Genomic DNA, 16,502 nt, shown 5'->3' on the forward strand with positions numbered 1-16,502 from the left:
GCCTTGGTGTGGCGATGAAACAAAAGCGGCCAATCCGGGGTTCGGATTGGCCGCTTTTTTTGTGTTTGGAAGGCGCTCTAGCTGAACAGATCGGACATGGATTTGCCGATGATCTTGGTCGCACTGAAGACCAGCACCAGCGTGACGAGGATGGCAACTGACCCGATGGCCGCCGCTGCCTGAATTTCCTGACTTTCCAGACGCTCGTAGATGGCGATGGAAACGGTTTTCCAGCGGGCGGAATAGAGCATCACGGTGGTGCTCATTTCCGAGATCAGCGTCGTGAAGACGATGATGGCACCAGCAAGAATGCCCGGAGCAATAAGCGGGATCGTAACCTTGCGCATGGTCATTCCCCACGTGGCGCCCGCCACAGTCGAGGCCTCTTCCATCTTGGGGTCGACCTGGGCAACGGCTGCCACGACCGAGCGATAGATATAGGCAATACGCCGCACAAAGTAGCCGATGACGAGGATCAGGGCGGTCCCGGTCAGGACGACGGGGCCACTGTTGAACGTCACCAGCAAGGCCACGCCGGTCACGATCCCCGGCAGGATGAACGGTAGCATGATGGTCAGATCGAGCGCCCATTTTCCGGCAAACTTCTTGCGTTCGGCGACATAGCCGGTGAGCGTTCCGAACAAGACGCAACTGACCGTGGCAATGGTCGCAAGGATCAGGCTGTTCTGCATGGGCTCCACCATGCGGCTGAACACATACTGGTAGTTGCCCCAGCCATACTGGAGCGGCCACAGGGTGCCCGGCCAGCGTTCGGCAAATGAGGTGAACAGGATGACGATCTGGGGAAGAATAGCGAGAAACAGCAGGCCCCAGACATAGACGTTGGCGACGATCTTGATGCCCAGCCCGGTATGGCGGGCCGCGCGCCGCGTTGTGCTGCCAACGGTGACGAACTTGCGCTTCTTGTTGAACCGAACCAGCAGCACAATAGCGATCAGTGTAATCGCAACATTGACCAGCGCGATGGCGGCGGCGGCGTTGAGATTGAAATAGCCATGAATCTGGAAATACATCAGCGTCGAGAGCACATACATTTCGCCGCCCAGAATGGCCGGAACGCCAAACTCGCCGAGCGCTTCGATCAGGATGATCATGGCCCCGGCCAGCATGGGCGGCAAGGCAAGCGGCAGCACGATAGTGCGCAATATCCGGGCCCGCGATGCCCCCATCACGCGGGCGCTTTCCTCCAGATGCGGATCGACCGCCGACAGGGCACCCTGCACGAACAGGAACACATAGGTGAAGTTCGAAAGCACCAGCGCAAGGATGACGCCGAAATGCCCGTAGATCGGTGGCATCTGCAGGCCGAACCAGGCGTTGGCGTAATGGGTAAGAATACCGCTGCGTCCGAACAGGATGACCCACGCGTAGGCACCAATAAAAGGCGGTGAGATCAGCGGAATGATCGACAGCGACAGGATCAGCGGCTTGAACCGCATATCGACGCGCGCCACGAAATAGGCGGCTGGCAAGGCAACAAGCGTCGCCAGAACCGTGACGGCGACACCGATCACCAGCGTGTTGATCAGCGCGCGTTGATAGAGCGCCGATGTCCAGAATCGCTTGAAATTATCCAGCGTTGCGTTGGCCCAGTTGAGTGCTTCACCCGCTGGGGCAAAGCTGTTGGCCATGGTTGTAAGGATCGGATAGGCCAGAAAGGCCACGAGCACGAACAGCGTCAGCCCGCCTGCGACATAGGGCAGGAAATCGGGGCCGCGTTTGCGGCGTGGCGCAAACCGGTTTGGCGTAGTCTCAACGGTGGCGGTCATTGTGCATACGCCTTGAATGCGGTCGCATCGGTTCGGGCAAAGCCGAAATGAACCGGGCTGCCTTCCACAACGCCATCCGCAAAAGCCGGCACGTCTATGATGACAGACGCTTCGGACTGATCGGTTTCGACCAGATAACGAACGAAGGTGCCCAGGAACTGGATGCGAACGGCAGTGCCTGAAAGAGCGATATCGCTCTGGGCCGGTTTTTGTGCCGCGATCCACATCTTTTCAGGACGCACCATCAGCAGTCCGTCTTCCGCCTTGGTGAACCAGTCCGCCTCATTGGCTGCCGCTGATTTCAGCGCGACACCATCGAGGGTTGCGCCCGAACGGGTGCGGACCTGAGCGGCGTCTGCGGCGATGTTGGACAAATGCGAGGGGAAAAAATTCGCCTTGCCGATGAAATCGGCGACAAACAGCGAGGCGGGATTGGCGTAGATGTCAAAGGGCGCGCCCACCTGCATCAACTGGCCCTTGGAGAACACCGCGATCATATCGGAAATCGCCATCGCTTCTTCCTGATCGTGAGTCACATAGAGGGCCTTTACCCCCAGAGTCTTTTGCAGCCGGCGGATCTCGTCGCGCATCTCGACGCGCAATTTGGCGTCGAGATTGGCCAGCGGTTCGTCCAGAAGCAGCATTCCCGGCTCGTACACCAGCGCGCGTGCAATCGACACGCGCTGCTGCTGCCCGCCCGAGAGGTCAGACGGATGCCGGTGCGCCAGGCCGTCAAGATGCAGCAGCTTGAGCACCTTTTGCACCTGTGCGGTGACCACCGACTGCTCCGCGCCCCGCAAGCGCAGCCCATACGCGGCGTTTTCAAACACCGTCATGTGCGGGAACAGGGCATAGGACTGAAACACCATGCCGATATTGCGCTGAAACGCATTCATGCGCCGGAAATCCTTGCCATCGGCAAGGATGGAGCCGGAGGTGACGGTTTCCAGTCCGGCAATCATCCGCAATGTGGTGGTCTTGCCGCAGCCCGATGGGCCCAGCATGGTGAAGAACGTGTCGCCTTCGATGGTGAAATTGACGTTCTCGACGGCTGTCACTGCGCCTTCGTCGGTCTGAAAGACCTTGGTCAGGGCGCGGACTTCAAATGTCTTGAGATCGTCAAGCGGTTGGGACAGGAGCTCGGCTGTGGCCATATCGGTCACTCTGGTCTGGATTTGAGAATAAGTATGGAGCGGTCGTCGCCAAACAGTGCGCCGGCGCGCCCTTTGGTGCTGGCAAACGGACCGATGCGATCGGGATCGACCGCGTCGGCGTGGGCAAGAGCCGCCTCCCAGGAGGCAACGCTCGGCTCGCTGGCCATCATCGGATAGCCGTCCGAAAAGATTTCGAGGGTATCGATTTCGGCGAGCGGGATGTCCCGGGTCAGCACAGCGCCCGAAAGATCGGCGTAGCCGTCGGGCACTTGGGCGTTGAAGGCGGCAGGATCGGCCCGGACCGCCCGCAACCCGCCATCAAGCGCATGTGCGAGGGTATCGCCTTCCAGCGGTAAATCTCTGAGCAGCTCATGGTTTGCGACCCCGGTACGGATCGCCTCAAGGTCGGCGTCGGTGAAAGGCGGGCGCGCCGGTTGGGCGAGCCCGTCGACGATCAAGGCGCGGGAAGCGGCCCGGACATCCTCTGTTGCCATCCCGCGCTCGCTCAGCAGTGCCCACGCCAGTGAGCGCGCCGCTGCGAAGATGGAATCGGCGGGAAACGCGTGTTGCAGGCAGTGCGCGCCATTGATCCTGATCGTGCAGTCGCCGACCGTGATCAATCGCATGGTCTGCCCATCGCTGAAAGCGGCGGCCATGGCGGCGCGAAACCGATGCTCTCCGTTAAGAACGAGATCGGGTGCGATCTCCAGACGCTCGTAAACCGCTGCGATCGAGCGGTTCACTGCATCCAGGACTGCATCGGGTTCCGGCAGGCCCGCGGTTCGGGAAACGTCATGCAACGCTTCAGCGATCGCTCGGGCGGCCAGACGACCACCGGTCGCATTTGATCCCAGCCGATCGTCGTAGCGACGGCCGGAAATGTCGGTCGCCCCATCGGCCACGGCGTAAAAGACGCCAGGTACGAGCGCGATCTGATCTTCATTGGTATCAGGCAGGGCCTGATTTTTGGCGCAACTGAATGCTTCGATATAAAACACGGATATCCCTGCGGAGTAGGGACCCGGGACCGGAAGATCCCGGGTCCGTTGCGCTTATTGGGCGAACAGCTCTTCCCAATGGGCCAGGGCTTCGTCACGATTTTCAGCGGCCGCATCGGCGTCGTAGGTGAAAGTGACGATCTCCGAAGTCGGAGCGAGCCCATCCGGAGCGGCGATATCGGCACGGACCGACCGGCGATTGGTCGAAACCAGCAACTCGTGCGCTTCGGCCGAGTTGGCGTAATCGAGGAACAGCTTCGCGTTGTCCAGATTGCGTGCGCCATCGATGATGGCGCTGGCGTCAAATCGCAGCCCGGTGCCATCGGAGGGATAAACGGCGGTCACCGGGTATCCTTCGTCGACCATCGGGCCAATATTGGCTTCGCCGGTCACGCCGATTTCGATCTCCCCGCGGCCCACGTCCTGAAAGACGCTCTGGGAGGAGGTTGTGAAACGTGCGTTGGCCATGATGCCTTCAGCAACGTCCCAACCATAAAGCTGAAGAATCTGGGCGAGCTGGGCGTAGGCCGAGCCCGAAAGCGATGGGTTGGCGAGCACCAGTTTGCCGGCAAAACGCGGGTCGGACAGGTCTTCCCAGCTTGTCGGATACTCATCTTCAGCCAGAAGATTTGTGTTCACGATGAAAGCCTGCAGCGGCATTGAGCAGCCGTAATAGGTGTTGTCCGGCCCGATCACATCAGCGCTGAAATTGGCGATTTCAGTGCTTTCATAGGAAGCAAACAGGTCCGGATTGGCCATGAACGCTTCGCTGGATGCGCACAGGATAATGTCGCCCTGGGGGTTGTTCTTTTCCGCACTCATGCGTGTGAACAGCTCACCCACACCCGCATTAATGGTGGAAACGGAAACGCCCGGATATTTGGCCTGGAAACCATCGATGATGAGCTCGCCCGCATCTCCCGCCGGGTTGTAAACGACCACCGAGCCTTCCTGCGCCAGGGCAGAGCCTGAGAGCAGAACAGCAGTGAGCGCAAGGATTCCCAATTTTGGTGTCATGAGTTCCTCTCCCTTATGAACATCATCAAGCTTAAGGCGGTTGAGAAGTGAGTCAACAAGTTTTCGCAACCGGTTGCATAAGGCTGAGATTCACGCTTTACTCGTCGCAGTAGGGAGCGGCACTTCATGTGGGCATTGCGCTGATGGCTTTGGTGGGCGTCAGGTGGCGCCTGAAGTGGAGGATTGATGGCCGCGTCCATTGAAACAGGCGTAACCCAGGGGAGCTCCTTGAATATTACCATCCATACTTCAGTGGCGGAACTTGGCCAGGCTGCGGCGCGCGAAGGCGCGGAGGCGATCAGGCAGGCGATTGCCAGCAAGGGTCGGGCGTCGATCGTGCTGGCCACTGGCGCCAGCCAGTTTGAGACCCTTGAAGCCCTGATCGCCAGCGATATCGATTTTTCGAAGGTGACAGCGTTTCATCTCGACGAATATGTCGGCATGGACGACCAGCACCCCGCCAGTTTCCGACGCTATTTGCGCGAGCGCGTGCTCGATCGGGTTCCCGATTTCCAGGAATTCGTCCTGGTCGCGGGGGATGCGCCGGACCTGGATGCAGAGTTGGCGCGTTTGAACGCGCGGATAGATGAGGAGGTCATCGATGTCTGCTTTGCCGGAATCGGTGAAAATGCCCATCTGGCCTTCAACGACCCCCCTGCGAATTTCGAGACGACGGATCCCTACATCGTCGTCGATCTCGACGAGGCGTGCCGCCTGCAACAGCTGGGAGAAGGATGGTTCGAAACCCTTGCTGATGTGCCGCACAGGGCGATTTCCATGAGCATTCAGCAGATTCTCAAGAGTCGCAAGATCGTGCTGTCCGTGCCGGACTTGCGCAAGGCTGCGGCCGTTGCGGCGTCGGTGGAGGGTCCCGTTACCCCCACGGCTCCGGCATCGATTTTGCAGAGCCATCCAGCCGTTTCCCTCCATCTCGATGTCCCTTCGGGTTCGGCGCTCTCGGATGCAAAACGGGTCGGATGAAGCGTTGTGGTGTGCCGTCTTTTGCGGGAGCGGGTCTGGCGGTTATCCGTGCAACCGGTTGCAGATGTGGGTCTGAATCCGCTTGACGCCCGTGGCGCGGTCATGGACGCTCGACTCCCCGTTTGCCATCGTCCTTCCGACGAGAAAAACATAACGCTCGCAGGTCCCGATCCATGACGCGAACCACCGTCTCCCGGTCCACTCCAACGATCAGTCAGGTTGCTTCGGCGGCGGGTGTCTCGCGCTCCAGCGTCTCGCGGGCATTTTCCCGACCCGAGCTGTTGGGCAAGGAGACGGTGGAGCGTATTCTGGCGGTGGCCCGAGACATCGGCTATGTGCCCAATCACACAGCCCGGGCCTTGAGCACGGGGCGATATTCCAACATCGCGCTTGTGGTGCCGGACGTGGCCAACCCGTTCTTTCCGCCAATTATCGAGGGGGCGCAGGCCGAAGCGGACCAGTCCGATTTCTGTGTGTTCCTGGGCAACTCAGGCGAAAGTCCCCGGCACGAGGACGCATTGCTCGACCGCTTCATGGGACAGGTCGAGGGGGTCGTTCTGGTGTCTTCGCGCCTCTCGGAAGCCCGCATCCGCCATCACGCGGCGAGAAAGCCCATCGTTCTGGTGAACCGCGACGTCAAAGGACTGGCGCGGGTCTTGATCGACAGCAGCCAGGGCGTTGAGCAGGCGGTGGTGCATCTCAATGAACTTGGGCATCGGCGCATTGCCTATGTGGCCGGTCCGGCGCAATCCTGGTCCAACCGGCAGCGCCGCGCGACGGTGGTGCGGGTAAGCAAGCGGCTCGGCCTTGCCGTGACGGTGATTCCGACCCCGGTGCCGTCCTATGCGGCGGGGGTGGCGGCGGCCAAACAGATTATTAAAAGCAGTGTCACCGCTGCCGTCGCATTCGACGATCTGACGGCTCAGGGGGTGATGGCCGGACTTGCCGAACAGGGCCTGACCGTACCCAGTGACATGTCTGTCATCGGGTGTGACGACGTGCTGGGCGCCTCCACCTACCCCGCGATGACGTCGGTTTCCAGCCGGTCGGCGGAGGCGGGGAAGGCGGCAGTTTCGCTGCTTCTTGATTTTTTGAGCGGCAGTTCACTGGGCGATGCCCGTTTGGCGCTCGACACCCATCTGGTCATGCGGCAGACCACACTGGCACCAGCAACATGAAGGGATGAGATGGGCCGCAGTCGACGGGGGAGGAGCCTGGGGGCCTGGCTCAACTATTCCAAATTCTATTCAAAGTTTGATGAGGGGGATGAATGAAACGAATACTGCATGAGACCTGGCGCTGGTTTGGTCCCGAGGACAAGGTGAGCCTCCAGGACATCCGGCAGGCCGGCGCGCAGGGGGTGGTGTGTTCGCTCTACGATATTGCGCCCGGAGAGGTCTGGTCGCGTGAGCAGATCGCCAAACGGCAGGATGAGGTTGCTTTTCGGCCCGATGGCCAGCCGTCGGGTCTGGCATGGGATGTGGTCGAAAGCCTGCCGGTGTCGGAAGCCATCAAGACCCGGACCGGGGACTGCCAGACCCATATCGCGAACTGGAAAACCAGCCTCGATAATCTGGCGTCGCAGGGCCTCGAAGTCATCTGCTACAATTTCATGCCGATCCTCGACTGGACGCGCACCGATCATCATCATGTCCTGCCCCATGGGGGAACCGCGATGGTGTTCGATCTCGTCAATTTTGCCGTGTTCGACATCCACATCCTGAAGCGTCCTGGGGCCGATGTGGCGTTTCCCGACGAGGTGGTCGCAGAGGCGCAGCAACGGGTCGGCGCGCTGTCTGAAAGCGACAAGCGCGATTTGGCCGACGCCATTCTGGCGGGCTTGGCCGGCGCTGTCGAAAGCTGGACGGTGGAAACACTGAGAAGCCAGCTCGACCTCTATGCGCAGATCGATGTCGAGACTTTGCGGCGGCACCATTACGATTTCCTCGAAGAGGTGGTGCCCCATGCCGAAAAGCTGGGGCTGCGACTGTGCTGCCACCCCGACGACCCGCCGTTCGAACTGCTGGGCCTGCCCAAGGTGATGTCGACCGAAGACGATTACCGGCGCATGGTCGAAGCAGTCGACAGTCCCGCCAATGGCATCACCTACTGCACAGGCTCGCTTGGGTCGCGCGACGATATCGACCTTCCCGGTTTTGTCGATCGGCTGGGCGACAAGATTTTCTTCACCCATCTGCGCAACGTCACCCTCCATCATAAGGGCGTTCCCACAGGGTTCCTCGAAGACGACCACCTTGTGGGCAATGTCGACATGGCCGCTGTGGTCGGGGCCCTGCTGCGCGAACAGGAGCGGCGCATTGCTGCGGGACGTGCCGACTGGCAAATCCCGATGCGTCCTGATCACGGTCACGATCTGCTCGATGACCTCAAGCGTGGGGCGCGGGCCGGTTATCCGGCGATCGGGCGGCTCAAGGGACTGGCCGAACTGCGCGGCCTCATGCACGCCTTGGCGAGCAATGAGCCGGTGTCAGCGCGCTGATCTGAACGCGCATTAAACAAAGCGGATCGCTTCCCTTCAACAGGTGAGGCGATCCGCGCTGCACGACGACAGGGAAAAATCATGGACCGACTCGACAACCATTCGCTTGGCCATCTTCGCGAAGGCGTGGAAAGCCCGGCCTATGAGCGCAGCGCTGTCACAGCGGGGATTGTGCATCTGGGCATTGGCGCGTTTCACCGCGCCCACATGGCGGCTTATGTCGACAAGTGTCTGGCCGAAGCACCCCAATGGGGCATCGTCGGCGCGAGTTTCCGGAGCCCGGACACGCGCAACGCGCTGGAACCGCAGGATTACCTGTATTGTCTTTTGACCCGGGAGACGAAGGGCAATTCGGCGCGTGTCATCGGGTCGGTGATCGACATTATCGATGCCTCGCAATCCAGTCGCGATCTCATTGCGAAAATGGCCAATCCGGCTGTTCGGATCATTTCTCTCACGGTGACCGAAAAGGGCTATTGCTACGATCCGGTTGGCGGTGGCCTCGACCGTCAGCATCCGGCAATCGTTCGCGATCTTGCGGCGGATGGTTCTCCGCACTCGGTTCCCGGTGTCATCGTCGCCGCCCTCGCCAGCCGCAGAGCAGAGGGACTTGGTGGTTTCACGGTGCTCAGCTGCGATAACCTCCCCAGCAATGGGCGAGTAACGCGACGCGTCGTCATGGACTTTGCCGCGCTTGTCGATCCTGCTCTGGCGGAGTGGATCGGCGCCAATGTCAGCTTTCCCTCCACCATGGTGGACCGGATCGTCCCCTCGACCAGCGACAGGGATCGCGACGATGTCGCGGCAATGATTGGTGCAAGAGATGCATGGCCGGTGGTCGCCGAAGCGTTCAGCCAATGGGTTGTGGAGGATGATTTTGTCGCCGGTCGCCCCGACTGGGAACACTTCGGCGTCCAGATGGTCAGCGATGTCGAACCGTTCGAGCATATGAAACTGCGCATGCTCAATGGATCGCACTCGACACTGGCCTATCTCGGCCTGCCCTGTGGTTTTACCCTCGTGTCCGAAGCCGCCTCTGATCCCGATCTGCGTGTCCTGATCGAGCGGATGTTTGCCGAGGAAATCGCCCCGACGCTCTCGGTGCCCGATATTGACCTTGGCGCTTACGGACAGGCGTTGATCGTACGCTACACCAATTGGGCATTGGAACACCGGCTGGCGCAGATCGCTATGGATGGCACCCAGAAGCTGCCGCAAAGGCTGATCGCAACACTTCTGGAGCGGGCCGAAACAGGTCAGTCGTTCCATTTCCTCGCGCTTGCCGTCGCCGGCTGGATCGCCTTCATCGTCAATGCCACGCAAAAGGGCGCGACCATCGATGACCCGCTTTCCGACCGCCTGCAGGCAGCTAGCCGCAACGGAGACGACCCCGATCAAACCCTCGAAAATTTTCTGGAGATCGGTGAGGTGTTTCCTTTGGCATTCGCTCGTAACCAAACCGTCCGCAGCACGACCCGCGATCACCTCGACGCACTTCTTCGTCTGGGAGCGCCCGCCGCCATCAAACGCGCTCTGTCGCGATAGAACAGCCCGCCCTTGGGTGGCGGGCACAGAGCCTTTTGGCTTTGAGCCCTGATTGGAAACCGTTAGTCATGGATACCGTCCCGGCGAGCAAGCCCGACCTCGATGAAATCTACAGCCGGGTGGCCGACCGGGCGATCGACTTTTCCGCGCCGATCTCCCCTCAGATTTATACCCTCCTGCGCAAGGCGATCATTGAGAACACCATCGGGCCGGGAACTCCAATCTACGAATCGAAATTTGCCGAAGCGCTCGGTGTCAGCCGCACCCCGTTCCGCGCGGCCCTGCAACAATTGGTGAACGAAGATCTGGTCGAAACGCGCCCGCAGGTGGGGTCGGTCGTCACCAGGATCGACGGCAAGAAGGTCTTTTCGGCGATCTTTTCCCGCAGCGCCATCGAAAGGGCCATCGTCAAGCGCCTCGCCGAACTGGAAACGCGCCAGATGGACAGCCTGTCCCATCTTCTCACCCTTCAGGCCGAATGCACCGCCCGCGATGACTATGTGGGCTTTTTCGAACTCGACGATGCCTTTCACAGCCGGCTGGCCGAAATGGCCGGGGTGCCGGAAGCGTGGCGGTTGGTGGTTCTGAGCAAGACCCATGTGGACCGCGCCCGCCTGCACCTGCAAAGCGCTATCCCTGGACGTGCCGCCATGGCCTATCGCGAGCACCTCTCGATCATCGAAGCCATAAGAAATGGCGATGGCGAACGCGCCGCCGCGCTCATGGATAGCCATGTGGGGTCGGTTATGGATATTCTGGGCGATGGCCGCACGGGCAAAGGCTCAATTCCAGCGCCAGGAGGATAATATAAGCTCGACGCTGATTCTTATTGATCTGCTGGGCGCAGGAGCGCTTCTGCTGTGGGGGTTGCGCCTGATCAAGACGGGCATGCTGCGCTCCTTTGGCACCTCCTTGCGCTATTGGATCGGCAGGAGCACCGGCAATCGCGTTATGGCGGCGGTGGTGGGCATGCTCGCCACGCTGACGGTTCAGTCGAGCACAGCCACGGCGGTGATCATCGCTTCATTCGCGGCGCGCGATCTGGTCTCCAGCGTCATGGCGCAGGCTATCATGCTGGGGGCAAATATCGGCACCTCGCTGGCGGCGCTGATTCTCTCGCTCGACCTGCACTGGCTTTCGCCGGTGCTTATCCTCATCGGCGTCGTTACGTTCAACCGCAGCCTCTATGCGGGCGGGAAGGGGGTGGGGCGGGCCATTCTCGGGCTTGGCCTGATGCTGCTTGCGCTCCAGCTCATGGGCCAGGCCACCGAACCGGTGCGCAACTCGGAAGCGGTCATCTATATGCTGGCCAATCTGGGCGGCGCTCCGGCTTTCGCCCTGATGTTTGCGACCGGCCTGGCCTTTCTGGCCACGTCCAGCCTTGCCGTCGTGCTGTTCGTGGTCCTTTTGGGCCATGGCAGCATCATTACCCCCGAACTGGCGCTGGTGCTTGTCGCCGGAGCCAATCTGGGCGGGGCCATACCACCCTATCTGGCCGTGTTATCCGAGGGCATAGAGGCGCGCCGTCTCGCCATTACCAATCTCGCCATGCGCGGGGTGGGCGCGCTGGCCCTTACGCTTCTGGCTGGCGTAATCGCCCCCTATCTCTCCGCCATCTGGCCCGATACCGGCACTTTGGCGCTGGTGACCCATATCGGCTTTTCAGCGGTTCTCCTGGTCCTGTTTCTGCCCGTGCTGGGCCCGGTAGTCAGGCTCGCGGAAATGATCATGCCCGATGGCCCCGAGCCCAAGGCCGCGCCGCGCTATCTCGACGAAAGCGCGCTTTCAACGCCCGCGCTCGCCCTGTCTGCCGCGGCGCGCGAAACCCTGCGTCTTGGCGACATGGTCCGCGACATGCTCGAAACGAGCCTCGTCGCGCTCCAGATGTCTGATCCCTCGATCAGGGGGCGGCTAGACGAAATCGAGAACGAGATCGACATGGTGCACGGTGAGATCAAATCCTATCTCTCCCGCCTCGGTCGCGAGGAACTCGACGAGGAAGACACGCGCCGCGCCTCGGAAATCATGTCGTATGCCGTCAATCTTGAGCATATCGGCGATATCATCGATGCCGGCCTGTCCGAACTGGCTGGCAAGAAGGCCCGCCGCAAGCTCGCCTTTTCCGAGGAAGGGCGGGAGGAAATTGCCCGCTTCTACGATCGCACTCTCGACGTATTGCAGATCGCGCAATCGGTATTCCTCTCGCGTGACGTCGACCTTGCCCGCAAGCTTGTCGGGTTCAAGACGGAAGTGCGGCGGCTGGAAGCGGAGTCAGCGGAGCGGCATTTGGAGCGTCTGCGCGATCAGCGCAACGAGACCATCGAAACCTCAGGATTGCATCTCGACATCCTGCGCGATCTCAAGCGTGTGAACGCACACCTGATCTCGGTTGCCTACCCGATCCTTGATGATACCGGTGAATTGCGCGAAACCCGGCTGCGCTCCCGCCCGGAACAATAAGAACCTGCTCAGATTCCGGAGATCTTGTAGGTACAGCGGCGCGCGCCGGTTACGATGTGGCTGGTGCGCTCGACATGAACGTCCGGCCCAAGGATATCGCGAAACACCGTCAACTCTGCGCGGCAGAAATTCTGACACGCAGTGGCCGCAGCGCAGATCGGGCAGTGGTTTTCATGCAGCGTAAAGCCGCCCGATACGTCGGCCTCCCATTCGGCCATATAGCCCTCTTCGGAGCGCAGTTCGGCCAGCCTCGCAACCCGTTCGCCCAGCGAGTGCGCTCCACTCATCGCCGCGCGATAGCGGGTCCGGGTGCGCTCTTCACGGGCGTCGATCACCCGCGACAGCGCTTCGGGCCCGAAGGTATCGCCAATGATCCCGACCAGTTCCACGGTGAGGGCGGCATGGGTATCGGGAAAGCGCTCCTGCGCGCGCTCGGTCAACCGCCAGAATTGGGAAGGCCGTCCTACACCGCGTGACTGGCTCCAGCTTTCCACCAGCCCTTCTTCGCCCAGCCGAACCAGTTGCTGGCGCGCGGCCTCTCCCGAAGTGCCGAGCGCCTGTCCCAATTCGGCAGCCGTTTTCTCCCCGTGCATCTTGAGATGAAACAGGATTCGTTCCGCGGCGCTGCGCGGGTTCCAGCTTCCAGATGCGGAAGGTTCACTATCCGGTTTGCTGCTTGACATGGCTCCGGGGCGACATTTAGAAAGCTCTCTCTTGGAAAATACAGAGGCGGTGGTCCGAGATCAAGCCCCGCTGTGCCTCTGTTGACCGATCAGTGCCGAAAAACAATCAGAGCGATGACCATTTCCGACCCGATCCATACGCCTGAGCAGGCTTTCTCGCGCCTTGCCTTCAATTGCGCCGACCACCCCGCTGCTCGCGACGCGGTGCCTATGTCCCAGTTCACCGGTGCGATGAGTACGCTGGCGAGTTCGGTGAGCGTGGTGACCGCGGCCCTCGATGGCGAACGCCATGGACGCACCGTCACCGCGATGCTTTCGCTTAGCGCCGAGCCGCCCGCCGTGCTGGTCTCGATCACCCGCGACAGTGACCTTGCCGCGATGATCGACAAGGCCGGGAAATTCTCGCTTTCGATCCTCGCCGATGACCAGCGGGCCGTCGCCGATGCGTTTGCTGGTTGGGGCCCGGCGGACAGATTCGAGGGTTGGAGTGCCTGGCCGTCCGGTCAGCCTCGCCTCGAAGGGGCGGTCGCCAGCTTCGATTGCGCCCTGGCCGGCACCATCGTCCTCGATACGCACATTCTTTACGCTGGCATCGTCCTGCACACTGCGTCCTACCCCGATCGCACCCCGCTCCTATGGCACCAGCGCCGCTATGCCGGCGTCGATGTGGAGTAGGGTGCCGCTGCGCTCATTCCGCTCCCCTCTGGCCCCCTTCATGCCCTTGTGACAGAAGAGGTGAACAGGCTTGCGCGCCCAGCGCTGCCCGATAATATCAACGTCCTGGAACCAACTCATTTCTAGGACGTCGGAGGTCATCAATCATGTCGCGTAATGTCTTTTATGCCGGTCGCGCAGCCTTTGCTGCGGCACTTGTAGTCGCCCTGTCCGCTCCGGCGGGTTTCGCACAGGAAGGGACCGTTGATGATCCCCGCCTGTTCACCCCGGGCAAGCTGACGGTCTCGACGTCCGATCCGGTGTTCCCGCCATGGATGATGGATAACGATCCCGCCAACGGCGAAGGCTTTGAAAGCGCTCTGGTTTATGCCATCGCCGCGCAAATGGGCTTTGACGCCGACGACGTCGTCTGGCTGCGAGAAACCTTCGATCAGGCCATCGCTCCGGGCGCCAAGCGCTATGATTTCGGCATCCAGCAGATTTCCGTCACCGAGGACCGTAGCCAGATCGCGACGTTCTCCGATGTCTATTATCAGCCCCAGAAGGCCGTGGTCGCCATGCCCGGCTCGCCGGTGGGCGAGGCGGAAAGCTTCGCCGACCTGCGCGAGGTGCGCTGGGGCGTCATGATCGGCACCACCGACCTCGATTATGTCGAGCAGATCATCGGTGTCGACAATGCCGCCGTGTACAACGATCAGGTCGGACTGTTCCAGGCGCTGCAAAGCAACCAGATCGACGCAGTGGCAACCGAGTTGCCAACGGCGCTCTATCTGACCGCCGTTCAGGTTCCGGATGCGGAAATCGCTGCCATCCTGACACCTGACGAGCATGATTACGGCCATGGCCTGCTGTTCGAGCAGGGCAACGATCTGGTCGATTGGGTCAACGAAGCGATCGCAGCGCTCAAGGCCGATGGCACCATCGATGCGCTGGTCGCGGACTATCTCATCGCTGATCCCGACCTGCCGATCATCACGGAATGACCGTCGAGGTTTCTGTGCAAGACAGCAAAGGGGGCGGGCCTGTTGAGGAGGCCCGCCGCCCGCTTCCGCCAGCCCGTAAGAAGGCCAGCGCCGCCGAGCGCTACGTTCCCGCCGCCATTTCGATACTGATGGTGGGGCTTGTGTTCGGTGGGGTGATCTATGCCGTCACGTCTGCCGAGCAATGGCCACGCATCGCGCGCCAGTTCTTCGATCTCAACGCCATGGCCATTTCCTTCCCCAAGGTGCTGGCCGGTTTCTGGCTCAACATCCAGGTCTGGGTGGTGTGCCTGTTTGGCATCATGGCGTGGGGACTGGTGCTGGCGCTGTTCCGCTCGCTTTCGGGGCCATGGTTCGCGCCGTTGCGCGTCTTTACCGTGGTCTATATCGACCTGTTCCGCGGCCTGCCGGTGTTGCTGCTGGTGCTGATTTTCGGCTTCGGCATTCCGGCGCTCAACCTGCCCGGACTGCCCAATTCCGCCCTGTTCTGGGGCGCGACGGCCATGATCATTTCCTACGCGGCCTATTCCGCCGAAATCTTTCGCTCCGGGATCGAGGCCGTCCATGATGGACAATGGGCGGCGTCGCGGGCCCTTGGCCTGTCGCAATGGCAGACCATGCGGTTCGCCATTCTGCCGCAAGCGATCCGCAACGTCGTGCCCGTGCTGCTCAATCTGGCGGTGGCGCTGCAAAAAGACGTGGCGCTGCTCTCGGTCATTGGCGTGCGCGATGCGGTGCGCGAAGCGCAGATCTATACCGCCCAGACCTTCAATTATTCGTCTCTGATTGCTGCGGCTTTGCTGTTTCTGGTGGCAACCATTCCGCTGGCGCGCCTCACCGACTATATCGCACGCAAGGACCGCAAGCGGCGGCTCCAGGGGGTTTTGTGACCGATCGCTGCATCTCAATTTCCGGCGTTACCAAATATTATGGCAATGTGTTGGTTCTCGACGATGTCGATCTCGACGTTGGCCGCCATGAAGTCGTGTGCCTGATCGGTGCTTCAGGTTCGGGCAAATCGACCCTGTTGCGCTGCATCAACGGGCTGACCGAATTTGATCACGGCACCATCTCGCTCGATGGGGTGTCGATCGAGGACCCGTCCTGGGGCCGCAACGGCATCTATCGCCGCATCGGTATCGTATTCCAGTCTTACAATCTGTTCCCGCATATGAGCGTCATGGAAAACATCACGCTCGCGCCAATCCAGGTGCACGGCGTGCCTGCGTCCGAGGCGATGGCCAAGGGGAGGGAGCTGCTCGACGCTTTCGGCATGGGCCGGTTTGCCAATGCCTATCCCGAACAATTGTCTGGCGGCCAGCAGCAGCGCGTCGCCATCGTCCGCGCCCTGGCGACCCATCCCCAGGTGCTTCTGCTTGACGAAGTGACTGCGGCGCTCGATCCAGAACTGGTCGGAGAGGTGCTGGCGGTCATCAGGCGGCTCAAGGCCGAGGGTATGACCATGGTGATCGTGACCCACGAAATGGGCTTTGCCCGCGACGTAGCCGATCGGGTGTGTTTCCTCGATGGTGGCCGCATTCTCGAACAGGGCCCGCCTAAGGCTTTGTTTTCTGCGCCAGAGAACCCCCGAACGCAGAAATTCCTCCAACGCATAATCGAGGCCGGCCGTCTCTGAACGACCACCGTTCACCATTATCGAATAATGAATGAACCATCAGGCGGGTTATCCAGCCTGATGCAGCGTCTATATTGGACTTC

The 16,502-nt window shown here is 61.0% G+C and carries 15 protein-coding genes; 10 read left to right on the forward strand and 5 right to left on the reverse strand.

Annotation, left to right across the window (positions count from 1 at the left end; all coding sequences use genetic code 11):
• Positions 1-77: 77 nt before the first annotated feature.
• Genes VNS12_RS02035 through VNS12_RS02050 form a run of 4 tightly spaced genes read right to left on the reverse strand, consistent with a single transcriptional unit; the run spans position 78 to position 4,959 of the window.
• Positions 78-1,790, reverse strand: a complete 1,713-nt coding sequence (locus VNS12_RS02035) for an ABC transporter permease (RefSeq protein ID WP_325486173.1) — start codon at positions 1,788-1,790, stop codon at positions 78-80.
• Positions 1,787-2,944, reverse strand: a complete 1,158-nt coding sequence (locus tag VNS12_RS02040) for an ABC transporter ATP-binding protein (RefSeq protein WP_325486174.1) — start codon at positions 2,942-2,944, stop codon at positions 1,787-1,789. The genes VNS12_RS02035 and VNS12_RS02040 overlap by 4 nt, the downstream gene beginning before the upstream one ends.
• Before the next feature lie 5 nt (positions 2,945-2,949).
• Positions 2,950-3,942 carry a hypothetical protein gene (locus tag VNS12_RS02045; protein ID WP_325486175.1) on the reverse strand — a complete coding sequence of 331 codons (993 nt, stop codon included), beginning with the start codon at positions 3,940-3,942 and terminating at the stop codon, positions 2,950-2,952.
• A gap of 54 nt (positions 3,943-3,996) precedes the next feature.
• Positions 3,997-4,959, reverse strand: coding sequence for an extracellular solute-binding protein (locus VNS12_RS02050; protein WP_325486176.1), 963 nt, complete (start codon positions 4,957-4,959; stop codon positions 3,997-3,999).
• Between the two features lie 228 nt (positions 4,960-5,187).
• On the opposite strand from VNS12_RS02050, the gene VNS12_RS02055 reads away from it, so the two are divergent.
• The 6 genes from VNS12_RS02055 to VNS12_RS02080 all read left to right on the forward strand — a co-directional run bounded on the left by VNS12_RS02055 (position 5,188) and on the right by VNS12_RS02080 (position 12,445).
• Complete coding sequence (locus tag VNS12_RS02055) at positions 5,188-5,940, forward strand: glucosamine-6-phosphate deaminase (RefSeq protein WP_325486177.1); 753 nt, start codon at positions 5,188-5,190, stop codon at positions 5,938-5,940.
• Between the two features lie 173 nt (positions 5,941-6,113).
• The gene (locus VNS12_RS02060) at positions 6,114-7,118 is read left to right on the forward strand and encodes a LacI family DNA-binding transcriptional regulator (RefSeq protein ID WP_325486178.1); all 1,005 of its coding nucleotides are present in this window, start codon (positions 6,114-6,116) and stop codon (positions 7,116-7,118) included.
• Positions 7,119-7,222: 104 nt separating this feature from the next.
• Positions 7,223-8,440 (forward strand): mannonate dehydratase, encoded by a 1,218-nt coding sequence (gene uxuA / locus VNS12_RS02065; RefSeq protein WP_325486216.1) that lies wholly within the window; start codon positions 7,223-7,225, stop codon positions 8,438-8,440.
• Between the two features lie 81 nt (positions 8,441-8,521).
• Positions 8,522-9,985 carry a mannitol dehydrogenase family protein gene (locus VNS12_RS02070; RefSeq protein ID WP_325486179.1) on the forward strand — a complete coding sequence of 488 codons (1,464 nt, stop codon included), beginning with the start codon at positions 8,522-8,524 and terminating at the stop codon, positions 9,983-9,985.
• Positions 9,986-10,053: 68 nt separating this feature from the next.
• Positions 10,054-10,791 carry a GntR family transcriptional regulator gene (locus VNS12_RS02075; protein WP_325486180.1) on the forward strand — a complete coding sequence of 246 codons (738 nt, stop codon included), beginning with the start codon at positions 10,054-10,056 and terminating at the stop codon, positions 10,789-10,791.
• The gene (locus VNS12_RS02080) at positions 10,748-12,445 is read left to right on the forward strand and encodes a Na/Pi cotransporter family protein (protein WP_325486181.1); all 1,698 of its coding nucleotides are present in this window, start codon (positions 10,748-10,750) and stop codon (positions 12,443-12,445) included. The genes VNS12_RS02075 and VNS12_RS02080 overlap by 44 nt, the downstream gene beginning before the upstream one ends.
• A gap of 8 nt (positions 12,446-12,453) precedes the next feature.
• Here VNS12_RS02080 and VNS12_RS02085 read toward each other — a convergent pair whose 3' ends face one another.
• Positions 12,454-13,038 (reverse strand): helix-turn-helix transcriptional regulator, encoded by a 585-nt coding sequence (locus VNS12_RS02085; protein ID WP_325486182.1) that lies wholly within the window; start codon positions 13,036-13,038, stop codon positions 12,454-12,456.
• 204 nt (positions 13,039-13,242) lie between these two features.
• On the opposite strand from VNS12_RS02085, the gene VNS12_RS02090 reads away from it, so the two are divergent.
• The 4 genes from VNS12_RS02090 to VNS12_RS02105 all read left to right on the forward strand — a co-directional run bounded on the left by VNS12_RS02090 (position 13,243) and on the right by VNS12_RS02105 (position 16,419).
• Positions 13,243-13,803, forward strand: a complete 561-nt coding sequence (locus VNS12_RS02090; protein ID WP_325486183.1) for a flavin reductase family protein — start codon at positions 13,243-13,245, stop codon at positions 13,801-13,803.
• A 146-nt stretch (positions 13,804-13,949) separates the two neighbouring features.
• Positions 13,950-14,786 (forward strand): ABC transporter substrate-binding protein, encoded by an 837-nt coding sequence (locus tag VNS12_RS02095; RefSeq protein WP_325486184.1) that lies wholly within the window; start codon positions 13,950-13,952, stop codon positions 14,784-14,786.
• A gap of 14 nt (positions 14,787-14,800) precedes the next feature.
• On the forward strand, positions 14,801-15,673 hold the full coding sequence (locus VNS12_RS02100; RefSeq protein ID WP_325486185.1) for an amino acid ABC transporter permease: 873 nt from the start codon (positions 14,801-14,803) through the stop codon (positions 15,671-15,673).
• The gene (locus VNS12_RS02105; RefSeq protein ID WP_325486186.1) at positions 15,670-16,419 is read left to right on the forward strand and encodes an amino acid ABC transporter ATP-binding protein; all 750 of its coding nucleotides are present in this window, start codon (positions 15,670-15,672) and stop codon (positions 16,417-16,419) included. Before VNS12_RS02100 ends, VNS12_RS02105 begins: the two co-directional genes overlap by 4 nt.
• Positions 16,420-16,502: the final 83 nt, after the last annotated feature.

The organism is Pelagibacterium sp. (genome assembly GCF_035555455.1).
In the GTDB taxonomy this organism is placed as follows: Bacteria; Pseudomonadota; Alphaproteobacteria; order Rhizobiales; family Devosiaceae; genus Pelagibacterium.